At 43.6% G+C, this 20,092-nt stretch carries 18 protein-coding genes; 1 reads left to right on the forward strand and 17 read right to left on the reverse strand.

Going from position 1 to position 20,092, the window contains the following annotated elements:
- Positions 1–179: 179 nt before the first annotated feature.
- The 5 genes from rho to H0185_RS11590 form a co-directional block, all read right to left on the reverse strand.
- Positions 180–1,442 (reverse strand): transcription termination factor Rho, encoded by a 1,263-nt coding sequence (rho, locus tag H0185_RS11570; protein WP_221873643.1) that lies wholly within the window; start codon positions 1,440–1,442, stop codon positions 180–182.
- A 397-nt stretch (positions 1,443–1,839) separates the two neighbouring features.
- The gene (locus H0185_RS11575) at positions 1,840–3,126 is read right to left on the reverse strand and encodes a UDP-N-acetylglucosamine 1-carboxyvinyltransferase (RefSeq protein WP_221873644.1); all 1,287 of its coding nucleotides are present in this window, start codon (positions 3,124–3,126) and stop codon (positions 1,840–1,842) included.
- A 384-nt stretch (positions 3,127–3,510) separates the two neighbouring features.
- On the reverse strand, positions 3,511–4,155 hold the full coding sequence (gene fsa / locus H0185_RS11580; protein WP_221873645.1) for a fructose-6-phosphate aldolase: 645 nt from the start codon (positions 4,153–4,155) through the stop codon (positions 3,511–3,513).
- 102 nt (positions 4,156–4,257) lie between these two features.
- Positions 4,258–5,115, reverse strand: coding sequence for a class II fructose-bisphosphate aldolase (locus tag H0185_RS11585; protein WP_221873646.1), 858 nt, complete (start codon positions 5,113–5,115; stop codon positions 4,258–4,260).
- Between the two features lie 290 nt (positions 5,116–5,405).
- Positions 5,406–5,774: a response regulator gene (locus H0185_RS11590; RefSeq protein ID WP_221873647.1), complete on the reverse strand. Its 369-nt coding sequence runs from the start codon at positions 5,772–5,774 to the stop codon at positions 5,406–5,408.
- A gap of 170 nt (positions 5,775–5,944) precedes the next feature.
- Here H0185_RS11590 and H0185_RS11595 point away from each other — a divergent pair, with 170 nt between their 5' ends.
- Positions 5,945–6,478 (forward strand): DUF2529 domain-containing protein, encoded by a 534-nt coding sequence (locus H0185_RS11595; protein WP_221873797.1) that lies wholly within the window; start codon positions 5,945–5,947, stop codon positions 6,476–6,478.
- Positions 6,479–6,524: 46 nt separating this feature from the next.
- On the opposite strand, the gene H0185_RS24275 is transcribed toward H0185_RS11595, so the two are convergent.
- The 12 genes from H0185_RS24275 to H0185_RS11650 all read right to left on the reverse strand — a co-directional run bounded on the left by H0185_RS24275 (position 6,525) and on the right by H0185_RS11650 (position 20,002).
- Positions 6,525–6,653 (reverse strand): hypothetical protein, encoded by a 129-nt coding sequence (locus H0185_RS24275; protein ID WP_281427607.1) that lies wholly within the window; start codon positions 6,651–6,653, stop codon positions 6,525–6,527.
- A 99-nt stretch (positions 6,654–6,752) separates the two neighbouring features.
- Positions 6,753–6,911: a hypothetical protein gene (locus tag H0185_RS11600; RefSeq protein WP_221873648.1), complete on the reverse strand. Its 159-nt coding sequence runs from the start codon at positions 6,909–6,911 to the stop codon at positions 6,753–6,755.
- Positions 6,908–7,117: a hypothetical protein gene (locus tag H0185_RS11605; RefSeq protein WP_221873649.1), complete on the reverse strand. Its 210-nt coding sequence runs from the start codon at positions 7,115–7,117 to the stop codon at positions 6,908–6,910. Before H0185_RS11605 ends, H0185_RS11600 begins: the two co-directional genes overlap by 4 nt.
- A 346-nt stretch (positions 7,118–7,463) precedes the next feature.
- A complete protein-coding gene (gene pyrG / locus H0185_RS11610) occupies positions 7,464–9,065 on the reverse strand; it encodes a CTP synthase (protein WP_221873650.1) in 1,602 nt (533 codons plus the stop codon).
- Positions 9,066–9,375: 310 nt separating this feature from the next.
- Positions 9,376–9,936, reverse strand: coding sequence for a DNA-directed RNA polymerase subunit delta (rpoE, locus tag H0185_RS11615; RefSeq protein WP_221873651.1), 561 nt, complete (start codon positions 9,934–9,936; stop codon positions 9,376–9,378).
- 144 nt (positions 9,937–10,080) lie between these two features.
- Entirely contained in the window at positions 10,081–10,263 is a 183-nt protein-coding gene (locus H0185_RS11620; protein WP_221873652.1) for a hypothetical protein, read from the reverse strand.
- A gap of 317 nt (positions 10,264–10,580) precedes the next feature.
- Positions 10,581–13,862 (reverse strand): fused isobutyryl-CoA mutase/GTPase IcmF, encoded by a 3,282-nt coding sequence (gene icmF / locus H0185_RS11625; protein ID WP_221873653.1) that lies wholly within the window; start codon positions 13,860–13,862, stop codon positions 10,581–10,583.
- Positions 13,859–14,509, reverse strand: coding sequence for a TetR/AcrR family transcriptional regulator (locus tag H0185_RS11630; protein WP_221873654.1), 651 nt, complete (start codon positions 14,507–14,509; stop codon positions 13,859–13,861). Before H0185_RS11630 ends, icmF begins: the two co-directional genes overlap by 4 nt.
- Before the next feature lie 564 nt (positions 14,510–15,073).
- Positions 15,074–16,213: an acyl-CoA dehydrogenase gene (locus H0185_RS11635; RefSeq protein WP_221873655.1), complete on the reverse strand. Its 1,140-nt coding sequence runs from the start codon at positions 16,211–16,213 to the stop codon at positions 15,074–15,076.
- Positions 16,214–16,432: 219 nt separating this feature from the next.
- Positions 16,433–17,563, reverse strand: coding sequence for an acyl-CoA dehydrogenase (locus H0185_RS11640; RefSeq protein ID WP_221873656.1), 1,131 nt, complete (start codon positions 17,561–17,563; stop codon positions 16,433–16,435).
- Positions 17,564–17,594: 31 nt separating this feature from the next.
- Positions 17,595–18,440: a 3-hydroxybutyryl-CoA dehydrogenase gene (locus H0185_RS11645; RefSeq protein WP_221873657.1), complete on the reverse strand. Its 846-nt coding sequence runs from the start codon at positions 18,438–18,440 to the stop codon at positions 17,595–17,597.
- Between the two features lie 377 nt (positions 18,441–18,817).
- Positions 18,818–20,002 carry an acetyl-CoA C-acetyltransferase gene (locus H0185_RS11650; protein WP_221873658.1) on the reverse strand — a complete coding sequence of 395 codons (1,185 nt, stop codon included), beginning with the start codon at positions 20,000–20,002 and terminating at the stop codon, positions 18,818–18,820.
- Positions 20,003–20,092 lie beyond the last annotated feature (90 nt).

Below are 20,092 nucleotides of genomic sequence, written 5' to 3' on the forward strand. Positions count from 1 at the left end.
GGTCAGCGGCGTATGGCCTGGAGCGCTCCAACTGAGATAAAGGAAACACGAAGAGCGATAGCGATTCGATGTTGACTTATCGTAGGGCGGAGAGCGAAGGACACTAGCCGCTAGGGCGCTGGAGCTAGACAATTCTCTAGGTTAAAACTTTTATACTTTCAAGTTTTATAAAAGAAAAATTATTTACGAGCCTTTGCTTCTTGATTCAAAATTTCAAAGAATTCTTCATTCGATTTCGTTTGCTTCAGCCTGCGAAGGAATTTCTCAGCGAAATCCGGTGAATCCGATAATGATTTACGAATTGCCCATAGCTTATCCAGATGCTCTTTCGGAATAAGCAACTCTTCTTTTCGCGTTCCTGAGCGGCGAATGTCGAGTGCAGGGAAAATCCGACGTTCAGCAAGTGAGCGGTCTAGATGCAATTCCATATTCCCTGTTCCTTTAAATTCCTCGTAAATCACGTCATCCATCCGTGAGCCTGTATCAACAAGCGCTGTTGCTAAAATCGTCAAGCTGCCGCCCTCTTCGATATTACGGGCTGCACCAAAGAAACGTTTTGGACGGTGGAACGCCGCCGGGTCAATCCCCCCCGAAAGCGTACGACCACTCGGTGGAATTACAAGGTTATAGGCACGCGCTAAACGAGTAATGCTGTCCATGAGAATGACAACATCGCGCTTATGCTCAACAAGACGCATTGCCCGCTCTAAAACAAGTTCCGCTACTTTAATATGGTTTTCCGGCACCTCATCAAAGGTTGAGCTAACCACATCTCCGGCCACAGAGCGTTCGATATCGGTTACTTCCTCTGGGCGTTCATCAATCAGTAACACGATCAATTCAGCTTCAGGATGATTCGTTGTAACACTGTTGGCAATTTCCTTTAGCAGCATTGTTTTACCAGCCTTAGGTGGAGCGACAATCAATCCACGTTGTCCAAAACCAACTGGCGCCAACAAGTCCATAATTCTTGTGGAAATATGCTTTGGCGTTGTTTCAAGCTTCATTTGACGGTCTGGGTAAAGGGGCGTTAGGCCAGGAAAGTGAACACGCTCTTTTGCTGATTCTGGGTCATCGCCGTTTACAGCCTCGACCTGAAGCAAGCCAAAATAGCGTTCATTTTCCTTTGGTGGACGAACCTTACCAGAGACTTTGTCTCCATTCCGGAGGTCAAAACGACGGATTTGCGAAGCAGAGATATAAATATCCTCTGAGCTCGGCGAGTAATTAATCGGACGTAAGAAACCAAAGCCTTCTGACTGAATAATTTCCAAAACGCCTTCCATAAAAAAGTACCCTTGACGCTCTGCTCGCGCTTTTAAAATTGCAAATATTAATTCTTTTTTCGACAGTTTGCTGTAATAAGACACCTTATATTCTCGAGCTAACTCATACAGCTCTTTTAATTTCATATTTTCTAAACTAGATATATTGACTTCCATTTCGCCACCACACTTAAAAGTATTTCGATTTCCTCCATAAACCTGTATAAGTAAAAATGAGTTCATGTACTATGGATGGAAAAAGAAGAAAAGAGTTTCCATTGAAGGATGTAAGAAGGATTTATTGAAAAGCAGTTGTTCGAAGATCCTTTTAAAAATAATCTTAATTGTACCTTGTTCATACAATAGAATCAATCAAAATTTTACAGATTGGAAGGTCTCCCTTTAGACTGTGCGGAGAAAAAGGAGCCTTCCTATTGGGTTACTAATCGAATGCTCTACGGAATTCTGCTTCATCACTAGATTCGAGGCTATGCACCCCTACTATAAAACAAACTGCAAGTATACCTGGGAATGTGTCGTTGCCATGTTTCCCTTAGACTAAACCCGTCCGAGATTAGGCGTTTTTCATTTGTTCTTGTTCTTCTTTTGTCATTTCTTCGCGCCATGCGGTTGCTCCAAGTCCATTTAGTTTTTCAACGAGATGGCTGTAGCCACGGTCGATATGCTCAAGGCCGGTGATTTCGGTTACTCCTTCGGCAATGAGACCAGCAATGACTAGTGCGGCTCCAGCACGCAAATCGCTCGCCTTCACTTTTGCACCTTGAAGCTGGACTGGTCCGTTCACGATGGCTGATCGTCCCTCTACCTTGATGGTGGCATTCATTCTTCTTAGTTCATCAATATGCTTAAAGCGGGCTCCGTAAATGGTGTCTGTAACCACACTTGAGCCTTCTGCCTTTGTTAACAAAGAGGTAAATGGCTGTTGGAGATCTGTTGGAAAGCCTGGATAGACAAGGGTTTTAATATCAACCGCTTTAAAATCTTTTGCAGGACCAACATAGACTTGATCATCCTTGTTTTGAATCGGAACACCCATTTCTTTCAGTTTTGCAATTAAGGATTCAAGATGAAGTGGAATGACATTGTCAATGAGGATTCCTTCCCCAACTGCAGCAGCTAAAATCATATAAGTACCTGCTTCAATACGGTCAGGAATAATAGTATGACGGCAACCATGGAGCTTATCGACTCCATCAATTCGAATCACATCTGTTCCGGCGCCTTTGATTTTCGCTCCCATATTGGATAAAAGCGTCGCGACATCAATAATTTCCGGTTCCTTGGCAGCATTTTCAATAATCGTTCTTCCTTTCGCTCGAACGGCTGCAAGCATGATATTAATCGTTGCCCCAACGCTGACGACATCTAGATAAATCCGAGCACCACGTAGTTCATCGGCACGAAGATAGATTGCTCCCTGCTCATTGGTGATTTTAGCACCAAGCGCTTCAAAGCCTTTAATATGTTGATCAATGGGTCTCGGTCCTAAATGACAGCCTCCTGGCAACCCAATCACCGCTTTTTTAAAGCGACCAAGCATCGCACCCATAAGGTAATAGGAAGCACGGAGTTTTTTCACTTTGCCATTTGGCAAAGGCATGGAGATCATCGATGAGGGATCAACCGTCATTTCATTCTCTGAAAAGGTTGCTGTGCCACCGATTTCCTGCAAGAGGTCTTTCAGAATATGAACATCAGATATATCAGGTAAACCTTCAATTGAAACAGGTGACTCAGCCAAAATTGTTGCGGGAATCAACGCAACTGCACTGTTCTTGGCTCCACTAATACGAACGGTTCCCTTTAATGGGTATCCACCTGCAATCTTTAATTTTTCCATTTTTGACTCCCTTCTATTCTAAACCAAGTTGTCTGTTCTAGTCTTCCATGCACGAGGGCTTGTCCTAAACAGAACAAAGCCCTCTTAGCCTGTATTATGCATTATTCACAAAGAAAGATGAAAATATAATAGTCCGGATGATTCCTATTCTTTTATCTTACACGATATTATAAGTTTACTGTGTATGAAACTTTTTTAAAAGGAAAAGCTTTGTTATGCACGGGTTTTGATTTTCGGCTTAGCACCTGCTTTGCCGGTAATCCTGACCAACGCCCTAGAACCTAAGCGCTCTACTGGCTGTTGAGATCCCCGAAGAAGTCTTCGTGCCTTTTGCCCCAATCAACGGTGGATAAAAATCAACAGTCTATCTCTTACAACAGTTAACTAAGCGCGCTTTTCCCAATCCGCAAGGAAAGCCTCGATGCCTTTGTCTGTTAGAGGATGTTTGAATAATTGCATTAATACTTTGTATGGAATGGTTGCGATATGCGCTCCGTTAAGGGCTGCATCTGTTACATGTTGTGGATGACGAATAGACGCCGCAATGATTTCTGTTTCAATCCCGTGAATAGCAAAGATTTCAGCAATCGTTGAAACTAAGTCCATTCCGTTATGTCCGATATCATCAAGTCTACCTAGGAATGGAGATACGTATGTAGCACCTGCTCTTGCAGCAAGCAATGCTTGGTTGGCGCTGAAAATAAGCGTTACATTTGTCTTGATTCCCTCTTTTGCAAAGGTTGAAACTGCTTTTAAGCCTTCAGGAGTCATTGGTACTTTTACCGTAATGTTTGGTGCAATCGCTGCCAATTCACGGCCTTCTTTAATCATCCCCTCTGCATCAAGAGCAATCACCTCTGCACTAACTGAACCTGGTACCAAATCAGTGATTTCTTTTAATCGATCATGGAAGCTGACATTCTTTTCTTTTGCGACTAAAGATGGATTGGTCGTCACCCCAGCAACGAGCCCCAGTGCATATGCTTCTTTAATTTCATCAAAATTAGCTGTGTCAATAAAAAACTTCATAAATAAAGCGCCTCCATTCGACATAATTTTCAGTTAGTTTGTAATGAAGGAAAACCGCCTCTAGAAAGGCGGTTTCACCTGTAACCTGTTTCGATTGTTTGATTATGCTTTTTGGTTAGAACCAAATTCACGCATTTTTCCAATAACCGTTTGCTTGATTGTTTCGCGCATTGGTCCTAAGAATTTACGTGGATCGTAAACTTCTGTATCTGCAGCCAATACTTCACGAACTGTCTTCGTAGAAGCGATTTGGTTTTCAGTGTTTACGTTGATTTTTGCTGTTCCAAAAGAAATTGCTTTTTGGATATCATGTGTTGGGATTCCAGTACCACCATGAAGAACTAGAGGTACACCCGCAACCTTGTTGATTTCTTCCATTTCTTTGAAGCCTAGGTTTGGTTCACCTTTGTAAGGTCCGTGTACAGAACCAAGTGCTGGAGCTAGAGTATCGATCCCTGTGCGCTCAACAAGCTCTTTACATTCGTTCACGTCTGCATAAATTACACCTTCAGCGATAACGTCATCTTCTTGGCCACCAACAGTTCCAAGCTCTGCTTCAACAGAAACACCTTTTGGATGAGCATACTCAACCACTTTTTTCGTTGTTTCGATGTTTTGCTCGAATGGATCGTGAGAAGCGTCGATCATAACGGAAGTAAATCCAGCGTCAATTGCTTCTTTACACTTGTCGAAGCTTGAACCATGGTCAAGGTGAATGGCAACTGGAACACTGATTTTATAGTCTTCAAGAAGTCCTTCAACCATTTTCACTACTGTTTTGAAGCCCCCGATATAACGAGCAGCTCCCTCAGATACTCCAAGGATTACTGGAGATTTTTCTTCTTCAGCAGCTTGAAGGATTGCTTGAGTATACTCTAGGTTATTGATGTTGAATTGACCAACAGCATAACCTTCTGCGTTTGCTTTCTTTAGCATTTCTGTCATTGAAACTAAAGGCATATGATTTTCCTCCTTTATTAGATCGTCTGACTAGACTACCATTTTAAGGTTACCCTTTATCTACTTGATTATGTATATGGAGTCGAATGAGCCCGAGATCTTGTGGAATTCATTAGTTATCATACCAAAACATCCTCAGAAATACCACGAAACAAGCCCAGTTTTTGCAGGTTTTACAAAAAAGACACAAGCAAGCGCTACCATTATTTTTACTAGTCTGACAATGGAGTTAATTATTCAAAAACCCGCTCATTTTTGCTTGAGCGGGTCTGTTTTTATGTATGAAATCTTTATTGTGCTACCTGTGCATATTTTTTTACAGCTACACGAATATCATCAATGTCGAATGGTTTGGCAAAATGAGTCAGCGCTCCTAGATCCATCGCTTGCTGAATCATATCCAATTCTCCATAGGCAGTCATAATAATCACACGAATTTCTTCATCAATGACCTTCATTCTTTTTAAAATTTCAATTCCGTCCATGCCTGGAATTTTCATATCTAGTAAAACAAGATCTGGTGAGTGCTCCTTCACAATTTCAAGTGCTTGAACTCCATTAGCCGCTTGAAAAGTATCATAGCCCTCTTTTTGCAGCACTTCGTTAAGCAAGATGCGTATTCCAAACTGATCGTCAACAATCAAGATTTTTTGTTTCATGCCGCTTTCCTCCAAATTTCTATTAAATTAATGGTGTACATAAATAGGATAGTTAAAGTATATTTCGCTTTTTTTTCAGAAAATCCTTCTCTATCTCTTAAAACTTTCTTAAACGATGATTTTACCTTCCTCGTTTTTAAGCTTATAATCTCTAGTTGGAGGCGATATTCTTGTTAAAAATGTTTTCAACTCAGCTAAGCGGATTATTCAAGAGACTTCAGGAAAAAGAAGAGTTTTCCATTGAAGACGGTGCAAGACTTCTTGCCCAGGCTGCCGCTGGCGAAGGGATTATCTATCTTTATGGTGCTGGCGAGATGGGCGCGATTCCCCTAGAAGCAATACACGGCGTTGAACCATTAAAAGGTGCCGCTTTATTACAGTTAGAGCAGGCATCTGAGGTAACTTCAGCCGACCGGGTCTTGATTGTTACGCGTCACTCAAACGACCCAGAAGCGGTTAAACTTGCCCAGGAACTCACTGACAGTGGACATTCCTTTGTTGCGATTTCGACAGCGGTTTCGAATGACGATTCACCTGGACTCGACACCTTGGCGGATGTCCATATAGACCTTAAAATAACCAAAGGCATGCTACCTGATGAATTTGGCAACCGTTTCGGTCAACCGACCTCAATGGCTGCATTATTTATCTACTATGGCTTAAAGTTTACCATTGATGAGATCATGACGGAATATGAAGATTGATGATTACCTCCTTTTTTAGGAGGTTTTTTCTTATGGTTGGGGATGTTTAAGCATCTAAGTTTACGTTTTCAGCAGTGCCACCCTGATTCGGGCACGCTGGATCTTCCTTCGTTCCCTTTTTCACCTGCTCCACCCTGTTTGGGCACGCTGGATCTTCCACCGTTCCCTTTTCCACCTGCTCCACCCCACTTCGGGCACGCTGGATCTTCCGCCGTTCCCTTTTTCAACTACTCCACCCTGTTTGGGCACGCTGGACCTTCCACCGTTCCCTTTTTCACCTGCTCCACCCCACTTCGGGCACGCTGGATCTTCCACCGTTCCCTTTTTCAACTACTCCACCCTGTTTGGGCACGCTGGACCTTCCACCGTTCCCTTTTCCACCTGCTCCACCCCACTTCGGGCACGCTGGATCTTCCACCGTTCCCTTTTTCAACTGCTCCACCCCATTTCGGGCACGCTGGATCTTCCACCGTTCCCTTTTTCAACTGCTCCACCCTGTTTGGGCACGCTGGATCTTCCACCGTTCCCTTTTTCAAATGCTCCACCCCACTTCGGGCACGCTGGACTTCCTTCGTTCCCTTTTCCACCTGCTCCACCCCACTTCGGGCACGCTGGATCTTCCACCGTTCCCTTTTTCAACTACTCCACCCTGTTTGGGAACGCTGGACCTTCCACCGTTCCCTTTTCCACCTGCTCCACCCCACTTCGGGCACGCTGGATCTTCCACCGTTCCCTTTTTCAACTGCTCCACCCTGTTTGGGCACGCTGGATCTTCCACCGTTCCCTTTTTCAACTGCTCCACCTCACTTCGGGAACGCTGGATCTTCCAGCGTTCCCTTTTCCACCTGCTCCACCCCACTTCGGGCACGTTGCGTTTTCCATTGTCCCAATTTACTCTTTCCCTAAGTCACCCGGGCACATTCCCCATCCGCAAATAAAAAAAGAAGAACAACCGCACATCACGGTCATTCTTCTTTAAGCAATATTAGTGTCTATTTTTAAATGAAGCTTCCACAAAATCTCTGAATAATGGTTGTGGACGAGTTGGTCTTGACTTGAATTCTGGGTGGAATTGACAAGCGACGAACCAAGGGTGATCTTGAATTTCAACAATCTCAACGAGACGGCCATCTGGGCTTGTCCCTGAGAATGTAAATCCAGCTTCTTCTAATTGTTGACGATATTCATTATTGAACTCGTAACGGTGACGGTGGCGTTCGTAAACAACCGTTTCCCCGTATGCTTGAGCTGCTTTTGAGCCTTCAGTCAATTTACATGGATATAAGCCTAGACGCAATGTACCACCAAGATCTTCAACATCTTTTTGTTCTGGTAAAAGGTCAATGACTGGGTAAGGTGTTTCTGGTTGAATTTCAGCAGAGTGTGCTCCTGCCAATTTCACTGCGTTGCGCGCAAACTCAATGGACGCAAGCTGCATGCCAAGGCAAATCCCGAAGAATGGAACCTTTTGCTCACGAGCATATTGAATCGCCAATATTTTTCCATCAATTCCGCGGTCACCAAAACCACCAGGAACAAGAATGCCGTCAACGTCTTTCAGCACGTCATTTACATTTTCAGCTGTTACATCTTCAGAGTTTATCCATTTGATATCAATATCACTATCAAAAGCGTAACCAGCATGGCGCAATGATTCTACAACAGAAATATACGCATCTTGAAGTTCAACATATTTCCCTACAAGGGCAATCTTTGTTGTGTGCTTCAGATTCGTTACCTTCTCAACTAGCTGTTTCCATTCTTCCATATCGGCATCTGTGCATTGTAATTGCAAATGATTGCACACGATTTGGTCTAAACCTTGACTCTGTAAGTCAAGCGGAATAGAGTATAATGTTTCCGCATCTTGACACTCGATTACCGCTTCTTTCTCGATATCGCAGAACAAAGCAATTTTGTCTTTCATGTCTTGAGAAATTGGTCTTTCTGTACGTAAAACAATCGCATTTGGCTGAATACCCAAGCTACGAAGTTCTTTTACACTGTGCTGAGTTGGTTTTGTTTTTAACTCACCAGCAGCCTTGATGTAAGGAACAAGCGTACAATGGATATACATTACATTGCGGTTGCCGATATCACTTTTGATTTGGCGAATTGCCTCAAGGAATGGAAGTGACTCGATGTCCCCAACCGTTCCACCAATTTCTGTGATGACAACATCCGCATGCGTTTCTTTGCCGGCACGGAATACTTTGTCTTTGATTTCATTCGTGATATGAGGAATAACCTGAACCGTTCCACCAAGATAATCCCCACGACGTTCCTTCTTAAGAACCGTTGAATACACTTTTCCTGTTGTTACGTTGGAATATTTATTTAAGTTGATATCAATAAAGCGCTCATAATGGCCTAAATCAAGGTCCGTTTCCGCACCGTCATCGGTTACGAATACTTCTCCATGCTGATAAGGACTCATTGTTCCTGGATCCACGTTGATATATGGATCAAACTTTTGAATCGTTACTTTTAATCCTCTGTTTTTGAGCAAACGGCCAAGGGAAGCTGCGGTAATCCCTTTTCCTAGTGACGAGACAACCCCGCCTGTTACGAAAATATACTTTGTCATGATGGTCCCCCTCTTTTCCATATAGCTTGCTCTATATGGAGCAATTTCATTGATTTTACAAGCTTGTCTTTCTTATAAAAAAATTGGATGAGTGCAAATATGCATAAACTCACTTATTGTTTTATCGTGGCCGTTGATTTTACTCTAATCAACCTGATCGAAATCATTCCCAAGCACAGATAAACAAAAAAAAACGCCCCGCATACATAAGTATGGGGAGCGCTTCTTGGCTTAATTAATAAGACCGTTCCTTTTTTAAGGAGCCCAAAAACGATTCTACCTGCGCCTGTATGAAATGTCAAGCAGTTCCTTACAGCTCTTCTTCCTCATCAAGGCTTTCGTCTTCGTCCTCGTCATCGAGCTCATCTTCGTCTAACTCAAGCTCGTCTTCGTCCTCAATGATGTCGTCATCATCGAAGTCGTCATCATCATCATCTTCATCATCGTCGTCATCAAAGTCATCGTCATCATCAAGAAGATCATCATCATCTTCATCAAAATCATCGAATACATCTTCTTCATCGATTTCATCGAAGCCATCGACCTCATCAACAGCTGCTTTCTTCGCCTTTTTCTTACGTGGCTTAATAGGCGTTACTGTATCCTCTTCCGCTTGGTCCACAGGATACCAAACACGAAGACCCCAACGGTTATCCCCTATTCCTAAGAAACGACCATCTAAATTTAGATCTGTATAAAATTGAATCATTTTCTCGCTAGTTTCTTTTTTATTCAGCTTTAGCACTTTAAGTACATCTGCTACTAATTCTTCGAAAGAAACCGCTTGTTTCTTTTCTTGCAAAAGTTCAAATGCTATTTCAATCCAAGCTGTTTCTTTTAATTCTTCCATTGAGTACTGATTTACACTCAACACTTGCACTTCCTTTCTCTATTCATACTCTTATAGAGTTTGAAATCCGAAATATGGAAAATCTCCCAAAAGCATATTCTTCATTATAAACAAATTCATCCTGTTTATGCTAGCTAAATCTATTGTCCTTGCGGTTTTTTGTAGTCATAGCCTTTTATCTCTTCTGTCTATCCCTTTGACTTTCCTTTTTTTAAAAAGAATTGCAGACAAAGTGAAGCAAAAAATCGACAATAAGAAGAAAGAGATCGCACCTAGTTGCATTTGATATAAGGTATATAAGATTGCAATGGCCACAATTGCTCCAATCACGGTTAACAAGACTCTCACAACTTCACTTCCCAATAGGAATTCAAAAAGAATATGTATCGCTTTTATTATATATGATTCATTCTACTTATTTAAGCTAGTTTCCCCCTAAGTATGAAAAAAAGACTGTTAAAAATGGTTGTTACAATTTCTACTGCCGATTCTAACAGTGAAGAAGCTATTTTCTTTTTTAAAATAGAGTTCGTAGGCTCTTTTCTAGCAGAATAAGGCTACTTTTCAGAGAATAGTTCAAAATCTATTTCTAAATGTTACCGAGCAAACGAAAGGAGCGTAAAAAAAAGGCCTGTAAGAATCTACAAGCCTGTATTAGCTAAAATTTACATATTTCGACGATATTGACCGCCGACTTCATAGAGAGCTCTCGTAATTTGACCAAGACTAGCATATTGTACGGTTTCCATTAACTCAGCAAAGACGTTGCCTCCATTGACAGCGGCTTGCTTTAAGCGTTTGAGTGCTTCTGCGCTTTGATCTTCATTTTTAGCTTTAAATTGATTTAAATTAGAAATTTGCAACTCTTTCTCTTCTTTTGTCGCACGTGCTAATTCCATATTATCTACAGCTTCCTCGGAAGGAGGATTCGGGTTCAAATACGTATTCACCCCGATAATTGGAAGTTCTCCAGTATGCTTTTTCATTTCATAGAACATTGACTCATCTTGAATTTTGCCCCGTTGATACTGTGTTTCCATCGCCCCAAGCACACCGCCGCGATCATTAATTCGCTCAAACTCCTGAAGGACTGCTTCCTCCACCAAGTCCGTCAGCTCCTCAATAATAAACGAGCCTTGCAAAGGATTTTCGTTCTTCGTTAATCCATGCTCTTTTGTAATAATCATTTGAATCGCCATCGCGCGACGTACCGATTCTTCCGTTGGCGTGGTGATCGCCTCATCATACGCATTTGTATGAAGCGAATTACAGTTATCATGCAGCGCCATTAACGCCTGTAGCGTAGTCCGAATATCATTAAAATCAATTTCCTGCGCATGCAGCGAACGCCCACTTGTCTGAACATGGTATTTTAACTTTTGACTTCGCTCATTAGCACCATATTTATTTTTCATCACCATTGCCCAGATACGTCGTGCCACCCGGCCAATCACGGTATACTCTGGATCAAGTCCGTTCGAGAAGAAGAAACTTAAGTTAGGCGCAAAATCATCAATATGCATGCCACGGCTCAAGTAATACTCAACATACGTAAATCCATTCGACAACGTAAACGCCAGCTGCGAAATCGGATTTGCCCCCGCTTCAGCGATATGATAGCCAGAAATGGAAACTGAATAATAGTTGCGAACCTTATAGTCAATAAAGTATTGCTGGATATCCCCCATCATCCGTAACGCAAACTCAGTTGAGAAGATACACGTATTTTGACCTTGATCTTCTTTTAAAATATCCGCTTGAACCGTCCCACGCACGGTGCTCAATGTCCAAGCTTTGACTTCGACATACTCCTTGTCTGTCAGCTTCCGACCAAGTTCGGCCTCCTTTTTATCAACCTGCTGTTGGACGGCAGTGTTCATGAACATCGCAAGAATAATCGGCGCTGGTCCATTGATGGTCATCGAGACCGATGTTGACGGTGCACATAAATCAAAACCAGCGTACAGCTTTTTCATATCTTCGAGTGTACACACATTCACGCCACTTTCGCCAACCTTGCCATAAATATCTGGACGATGATCCGGGTCTTCCCCGTAAAGCGTGACTGAATCAAAGGCCGTGCTCAAGCGTTTCGCAGAATCATCTTTGGAAAGATAGTGAAACCGGCGATTCGTTCTCTCTGGTGTTCCTTCCCCAGCAAACTGACGCTTCGGGTCCTCGCCTTCACGCTTAAACGGAAACACTCCGGCAGTATACGGGAATGCACCAGGAACATTTTCAAGATACACCCAGCGTAAGATCTCGCCATAATCTTTATAGCGTGGCAGACTTACCTTCGGAATTGATAACCCTGAGAGACTGGTCGTACGAAGCTCAGTTACAATCTCTGTATCACGGATCTTTGTGACAAAGCGATCGGCTGCATACTTTTCTTTCAACTCCGCCCATCCGTTTAAAATCTTTTTCGATTCAGCTGTTAGCTTCTCTTCAAGTCCTGCTTTTATCTGTTCAAGTGAAGCAATTGCTTCCCCCTCATTGCCCTGCTCCTTCACCGATTCAATGGCACCTTCGACTTGGAACAAACGGCGTGCAATCTCAGCTTGCTCGGTGGCATGGCGATGATGACCACGCACCGCCTCTGTGATTTCCCGTAGATAATAGCGGCGGTCATTTGGAATAATGATATTTTGCTTTTCTACTTTTGCTTTCGTTGTGAAGCTCGTTGTCCAATCTGTCCCGACTGCAGTATTGATTTTATCAACGAGCGCGGCAAATAAGGCATTCGTACCTGGATCATTAAACTGACTAGCAATCGTTCCGTAAACCGGCATCGTGTCGAGTTCCTGATCGAATAAGAGATGACTGCGCTGATATTGCTTTTGAACTTGACGCAATGCATCTTCAGAGCCTTTGCGCTCAAACTTATTGATGACAATCAAATCCGCAAAATCGATCATATCGATCTTCTCTAATTGTGATGGCGCTCCAAATTCACTTGTCATCACATACATCGATACATCACAAACATCGGTAATCCCTGCATCCCCTTGTCCGATGCCACTTGTTTCTACAATGATTAAGTCAAAGCCTGCAGCCTTCGCAACCTGAATCGCATCCTGAATCGCGAGCGATAATTCCGACCGTGCTTTCCGCGTTGCCAGGCTGCGCATATAAACACGTGGCGAGAATATCGCATTCATGCGAATTCGGTCGCCAAGTAAAGCTCCACCTGTCTTTTGCTTCGTTGGGTCAACGGATAAAATTGCCACCTTTTTTTCAGGGATTTCATTCAGAAACCTTCTGATTAGCTCATCTGTAAGAGAGCTTTTTCCAGCACCCCCTGTTCCGGTAATGCCCACAACCGGTACGTCTTTGCTGAAGGATTTTACCTTTTCAAGTACTGCCTCGACCGACGCGGCTGTTTCCTTGTTATCTCCATTAGGAACCGAACCTGTCTTTACGCCAACCTGCTGCTCTGCTAACGTAATCAATTTTGAAACAGTTAAAACATCGCCATTTGCCAATTTGTCTAGCTCCTGAGCAATCTCAGGACCGACCGTTGGAAAGTCACATTCTTTCAACATCTGCTGAATCATGCCTTCTAGACCAAGTAATCTTCCGTCTTCGGGAGAAAAGATCCGGGCAATCCCATATTGATGTAGTTCTTTTATTTCCTTAGGAATGATTACGCCGCCCCCACCGCCATAAATGCGGATATGGCCTGCACCACGTTCCTGCAGAAGATCATGCATATATTTAAAATACTCCACATGTCCACCTTGGTAAGAGGAAATCGCGATTCCTTGGACATCCTCTTGAATGGCTGCATTCACCACTTCTTCCACAGAGCGGTTATGCCCCAGATGAATCACTTCCGCGCCATTGGCTTGCAGAATACGCCGCATAATATTGATGGACGCATCATGTCCATCAAAAAGGCTTGATGCTGTAACGAAGCGAATATGGTTCTTCAGTTGCAAACTCATCTCTCTCCCCCTGTTCCTTGATTGACTTTTCCTTGGACCCCATAAAAAAGTAGCTCTAGCTGTAGGTCAATATACTCCTCAAGCGTATAAACCTTTTGTAACGCCCAGCGCCGAAACCCCCACATCTGCCCTTCAACAAATAGATTGTGAGCAAACAACTTGATTTGCTTTTCATCTAAATCAAGCTCTCCATTTCGCACACAATTCTCAATGACATTTTCAAACAGACCGACCATTTGGATTTCCTTATTTAGCACGTAAGGAAGAGCATCCTTACTGAGTGATTTTGCCTCCTGATACATGACCAGCACTTCTTCTTGCATTTCAGCCATTTCACGGAAATAATATGCGATGCTCAGTTTTAAGCTCTCAACCGTCCCTAGATTAGTCACAAGATCTTCTTGCAAGCGCTCGCGAATTTGGTCATACATCCTGTCAACAACCAGATAGAGAATATCTTCCTTCTTGCGGATATATTCATAAAGCGTGCCAATGCTAAACCCAGCTGCACGCGCAATCTCCCGCGTTGTCGTCCGGTGAAAGCCCTTTTGTTTAAAAAGCGTAATGGCCCCTTTGATCATCTGGTCCCGTCGCTTCTCCACTAGGCGCTCATCTTTTACAGAGGCCTGAACTTCCCTCCTATCCATTTTCTCCCCCCTTGCCTTGCAACCTTGCCCCTTGCCAAATTACCGATCCCATGAATGGGAGGGATCGGTCACTTTTAGCCTGTCAATGTGACCGTTTCTTCGATTCCTGTTGACGTTTGGTCACTTTGAACCCTTCAATGTGACCGTTTCTTCAATTCCTGTTGACGTTTGGTCACTTTGAATCCTTCAATGTGACCGTTTCTTCGATTCCTGTTGACGTTTGGTCACTTTGAATCCTTCAATGTGACCGTTTCTTTGATTCCTGTTGCATTTTGGTCACTTTGAACCCTTCAATGTGACCGTTTCTTCGATTCCTGTTGACGTTTGGTCACTTTGAACCCTTCAATGTGACCGTTTTTTCGATTCCTGTTGACGTTTGGTCACTTTGAATCCTTCAATGTGACCGTTTCTTCGATTCCTGTTGCATTTTGGTACTTTGAATCCTTCAATGTGACCGTTTCTTCGATTTCGATAACAGTTTGGTACATTGGAAGGAATGGATTAGCACATACCCTCTTTAAAAGTAGATGAAACCGTATTACCCTACAAAATCATCAGCAGTTTTTACTTCGTCAACATTCTAGAAATAACTAGACGTTGAATTTCCTGTGTGCCTTCATAGATTTGGGTAATCTTGGCGTCACGCATGAATCGTTCAACTGGATATTCTTTTGTATAACCGTAGCCACCAAAGACTTGAACTGCTTCCGTTGTCACCTTCATTGCCGTATCTCCAGCAAGAAGTTTTGACATGGCCGATTCTTTTCCATATGGAAGCCCCTCAGATTCAAGCCATGCTGCTTGGTACGTTAAAAGTCTAGATGCTTCCACTTGTGTAGCCATATCTGCTAGTTTAAAGCCCACTCCCTGCTGCTGAGCAATCGGCTTGCCAAACTGAACGCGTTCCTTTGCATAATCAACCGCCGCATCTAAAGCACCTTGAGCAATTCCAACTGCCTGTGCAGCAATTCCATTCCGTCCGCCATCAAGCGTCATCATCGCAATTTTAAAACCTTCGCCCTCTTTGCCAAGAACATTTTCCTTCGGCACACGGCAATCTTCAAAAATGATCTCCGTTGTAGGTGATGAACGAATTCCCATTTTCTTTTCCTTCTTACCCACAGAGAATCCAGGGAAATCACTTTCAACGATAAACGCAGTTGTTCCTTTATGCTTGTTTTCAGGATCTGTTAGCGCAAATACTACATAGATATCGGCTTCGCCACCATTGGTGATAAAAATCTTCGAGCCATTCAACACATAATCGTCACCATCACGACGCGCGGTTGTTCTCATTCCACCTGCATCGGAACCACTACCAGGCTCCGTTAATCCGTAAGCCCCCATTTTTTTCCCTTGTGCCATAGGCTTTAAATATTTCTGTTTTTGTTCTTCATTTCCGAATGTGTAAATCGGCCAGCCTGCAAGTGAAGTGTGGGCAGACAACGTTACACCTGTTGATGCACATACTCGTGATAGCTCCTCAACTGCGATACAGTAGGCAAGGTAATCACTGCCGATTCCGCCGTATTGCTCTGGCCATGGAATCCCTGTTAATCCAAGCTCCGCCATCTTTTCGAAAATCTCACGGTCAAAGCGCTCTTCCTCATCACGCTCCGCTGCTGTCGGAGCCACCTCGTTTTTTGCGAAGTCACGTACCATTTTACGAATCATTTCATGCTCTTCTGATAGTTTAAAATTCATGATTAGTTCCTCCAGTTTGGTCTGTATTTTTTTAGGCTGCTTTAATGTAGGGGGTGATTGGAGCTCCAGTTCGCGGGCAGTCCGGAAGCCTCCTCGTCGCTTCGCTCCTGCGGTGTCTCCCTTGACCTAGCACTCCCGCAAGTGTCTTCGTGCCTTCCGCTCCAATCAACATTGTGACAAATTAATTAACTTATAATCCTTTTAAAAGAGGCCATATACCTATAACTGCTTACTAATAACGATTCTCTGAATCTCGCTTGTTCCTTCGTAGATTTCAGTCACCTTTGCATCGCGGAAGTACCGTTCTACTGGATAGTCTTTGGTATATCCGTACCCACCAAAGACTTGTATCGCCTCAGTCGTGACGTCAACCGCTGTTTTTGTAGCAAAGAGTTTTGCCATTGATGCTTCTTTGCTGCATTTCTCGCCACTTTGACGTAAATGAGCAGCTTGATAGATTAATAGTTTTGACGCTTCCACAGCCGTGGCCATATCGGCTAACTTAAAACCGACCCCTTGTTGCATCGCAATTGGTTTCCCAAATTGTTGGCGTTCCTTGGCATATGCTGTGGCCGCTTCTAGAGCAGCTTCGGCAATCCCTAGTGCCTGTGTAGCAATCCCAATCCGCCCAACGTCAAGATTTGCTAGGGCAATTTTAAAGCCTTCCCCTTCAGCTCCTAGCCTGTTTTCGATGGGGATTTTCATATCCTCAAACGTGAGCTGAACCGTTTTTGACCCATTAAGTCCCATCTTATGTTCGTTTTTGCCAATCACGAGACCTGGGGTAGTTTTATCAACAATAAAAGCACTGATCCCCTTTGAGCCTGCTCCTGGATTTGTGGAGGCAAAGACGATATATGTATCAGCTTCTCCTCCATTTGTAATAAACACCTTCGACCCATTAAGGATATAGTTCTCACCCTGTTTGACGGCGCGCGTCTTCAAACTAGCCGCATCTGACCCAGCGCTAGGTTCAGTGAGGCAAAATGCCCCCAGGTACTCCCCTGATGCTAACTTAGGAACGTACCTCTGCTTCTGCTCTTCTGTCCCGAAATAAAGAATGGGACTCGTGCCAACCGAAATATGCACCGATAAAATTACGCCTAGCGTAGCGCTTACCTTAGAAATCTCTTCAATCGCAATAATATAAGAAGTGAAATCCATTCCCGATCCACCATATTCTTCAGGAATGGGAATGCCCATTAAGCCAAGCTCGCCCATTTTTTGAAGAATACTAGTAGGAAACTCTCCTGCTTCCATTCGTTCGACAAAGGGAGCCACTTCTTTCTCCGCAAAATCCCGTACCATTTTCCTCATCATCTCTTGCTCTTCAGTAAACCTCAGGTTCATCAGGGAACCCCTCCTTGATGTCAACGTTCAGCTATTCATAAACATAAAAGCCGCGACCTGATTTCTTTCCGAGCCAGCCTGCTTTTACATATTTACGAAGCAATGGACATGGTCGGTATTTCGGGTCACCAAAGCCTTCATATAAGGTTTCCATGATGTAAAGGCAAGTATCAAGCCCGATAAAATCGGCCAGTGTCAACGGCCCCATCGGATGGTTCATGCCAAGCTTCATCACTTCATCTATCGATTCTTTCGTAGCAACCCCCTCATACAAGGTGTAAATAGCTTCATTGATCATTGGCATCAAGATTCGGTTGGCAACGAAGCCTGGAAAATCTTCGACCTCTACCGGAACCTTTCCTATCTTTTTAGTAATATCTTCAATCGTTTGATAGACTTCATCCGCCGTCGCTAGTCCGCGGATAATTTCAACCAACTTCATCACCGGCACAGGGTTCATAAAATGCATGCCAATCACCTTTTCCGGACGATTTGTTGCCGCAGCAATTTCCGTAATTGGCAACGAAGAAGTGTTAGACGCAAGAATCGTCTGCTTCGGTGCAATCTCATCAAGCTGAGCAAAAATCTTTGTTTTGATTTCCATATTCTCAACCGCCGCCTCAATTACAAGGTCCACACCCTCTGCATCTTGAAGTGTGGTGGAAGGCGTGATTCTCGCAAGAATTTCATCCCTCTGCTCCGCTGTTAATTTATTTTTATCTACCTGACGAGATAGATTTTTATTGATTACAGCAAGCCCTCGCTCAACAAATTCTGTCTTCAAGTCATTTAACACAATGCTGTACCCCGCCTGCGCGCAAACCTGGGCAATCCCTGAGCCCATTTGCCCCGCACCAATCACCATAATTTTTTGCATGTACGTACCTCCAATTTTGGATCTATTTTTAATAAGTTTCTGCCGTGTATTTGCAGGAAACTAAGTCCTATTTGCGGAAAACCTGTTCCTATTTGCAGAATTCACTGATCTATTTGTAGAAAACCTATTTCTATTTGCAAATCACCATTCTATTTGCAGATGACACTCTTCTATTTGCAAATACTACTAGGCTATTTGCAGTAAACTCAATTCTATTTGCATATCACTACTCTAATTGCAGGAATCTGAACTCTATTTGCAGATATCACCAGTCTATTTGCACAAAACTAATTTCTATTTGCAAACCACCAATCTATTCACATAATCTTTAATTCTCTCCACCCAAACTCCCAATCTATTAGCAAAAACCTACCCTACTACCGCGGAACCTCAATCATCACAGCATCTCCCTGACCGCCGCCTGAGCAGATGGCTGCAATGCCGATTCCGCCTCCGCGTCGTTTGAGTTCATGCATGAGTGTTAAAATAATTCTTGTGCCGCTAGCGCCAATTGGATGTCCGAGGGCGACCGCACCGCCATTGACATTGATTTTATCGGCATCTAAACCGGCAATTTGGCTACTTGCTAGTGCCACCGCAGCAAACGCCTCGTTGATTTCAAATAGATCAATCTCCTCAACCGATTTCCCAGACTTCTTCAACAACTCATTAATGACCATTCCAGGAGTTTTCGGGAAATCCTTCGCTTCCGTCGCAATCGCTGCATGAGCAAGAATTACAGCATCTGCTTTTCTACCTTCACGGGCCGCACGTTCTTCACTCATCAGCACAAGTGCTGCCGCTCCATCATTGACGCCAGGGGCATTGCCGGCCGTAATGGTACCGTCATGATTAAAAACAGGCTTTAATTTACTAAGACCTTCAATCGAAGTATCCCGGCGAGGTGCCTCATCCTGGTCAACCACCACTGGATTTCCTCTACGCTGCGGAACCTCTACAGCAACAATTTCCTCTGCCAACGTTCCAGAATCTATCGCCGCAAGTGCCTTTTCGTGACTTCTTAACGCCCACTGATCCTGCTCTTCTCGGCTGATTTCCATTTCTGCCGCAACACCATTTCCGTACGTTCCCATGTGAACACCAGTAAACGAACAAGTTAAGCCATCATGAACCATAAGGTCTTTGACTTGGCCATCGCCCATTCTCAAACCCCAACGTGCTTTTGGTAACATATACGGGGCATTGCTCATTGACTCCATCCCCCCGGCAACCACGACTTCTTCTTCACCAGAGCGAATGAGTATATCTGCCAAGGTCACACTGCGCATTCCCGAAGCACATACCTTGTTTACAAGTTCAGTTTTTACTTCCCACGGAATTCCTGCATTCCTTGCGGCTTGACGCGAAGGAAGCTGTCCCTGACCACCTTGGAGAACATTCCCGAGAATAACCTCCCCGACATCGTTTGGTTTAATATCTGCACGTTTCAAAGCTTCTTTTATCGCAAAACCACCAAGCTCAGATGCTGTAAAGCTGCTTAAGCTTCCACCTAATTTGCCGAAAGGAGTTCTTGCTCCTGCCAAAATAACTGTCTTCCCCATATCTCTCGCCCCTTTATGAAAAGTTGAAAAATAGCCTTTTAACATTATTCAAGAATAATAAAGACAACTGACCGAACGCTCGCTCAAGGT

It is taken from the genome of Mesobacillus maritimus (genome assembly GCF_019749255.1).
GTDB lineage: Bacteria > Bacillota > Bacilli > Bacillales > Cytobacillaceae > Mesobacillus_B > Mesobacillus_B maritimus_A.

What these genes read in the sequence shown, in the direction of transcription:
- rho (WP_221873643.1), bottom strand. Translation starts at nt 1,442, where the DNA reads ATGGAAGTCAATATATCTAGTTTAGAAAATATGAAATTAAAAGAGCTG.
- H0185_RS11575 (WP_221873644.1), bottom strand. Translation starts at nt 3,126, where the DNA reads ATGGAAAAATTAAAGATTGCAGGTGGATACCCATTAAAGGGAACCGTT.
- fsa (WP_221873645.1), bottom strand. Translation starts at nt 4,155, where the DNA reads ATGAAGTTTTTTATTGACACAGCTAATTTTGATGAAATTAAAGAAGCA.
- H0185_RS11585 (WP_221873646.1), bottom strand. Translation starts at nt 5,115, where the DNA reads ATGCCTTTAGTTTCAATGACAGAAATGCTAAAGAAAGCAAACGCAGAA.
- H0185_RS11590 (WP_221873647.1), bottom strand. Translation starts at nt 5,774, where the DNA reads ATGAAACAAAAAATCTTGATTGTTGACGATCAGTTTGGAATACGCATC.
- pyrG (WP_221873650.1), bottom strand. Translation starts at nt 9,065, where the DNA reads ATGACAAAGTATATTTTCGTAACAGGCGGGGTTGTCTCGTCACTAGGA.
- icmF (WP_221873653.1), bottom strand. Translation starts at nt 13,862, where the DNA reads ATGAGTTTGCAACTGAAGAACCATATTCGCTTCGTTACAGCATCAAGC.
- H0185_RS11630 (WP_221873654.1), bottom strand. Translation starts at nt 14,509, where the DNA reads ATGGATAGGAGGGAAGTTCAGGCCTCTGTAAAAGATGAGCGCCTAGTG.
- H0185_RS11635 (WP_221873655.1), bottom strand. Translation starts at nt 16,213, where the DNA reads ATGAATTTTAAACTATCAGAAGAGCATGAAATGATTCGTAAAATGGTA.
- H0185_RS11640 (WP_221873656.1), bottom strand. Translation starts at nt 17,563, where the DNA reads ATGAACCTGAGGTTTACTGAAGAGCAAGAGATGATGAGGAAAATGGTA.
- H0185_RS11645 (WP_221873657.1), bottom strand. Translation starts at nt 18,440, where the DNA reads ATGCAAAAAATTATGGTGATTGGTGCGGGGCAAATGGGCTCAGGGATT.
- H0185_RS11650 (WP_221873658.1), bottom strand. Translation starts at nt 20,002, where the DNA reads ATGGGGAAGACAGTTATTTTGGCAGGAGCAAGAACTCCTTTCGGCAAA.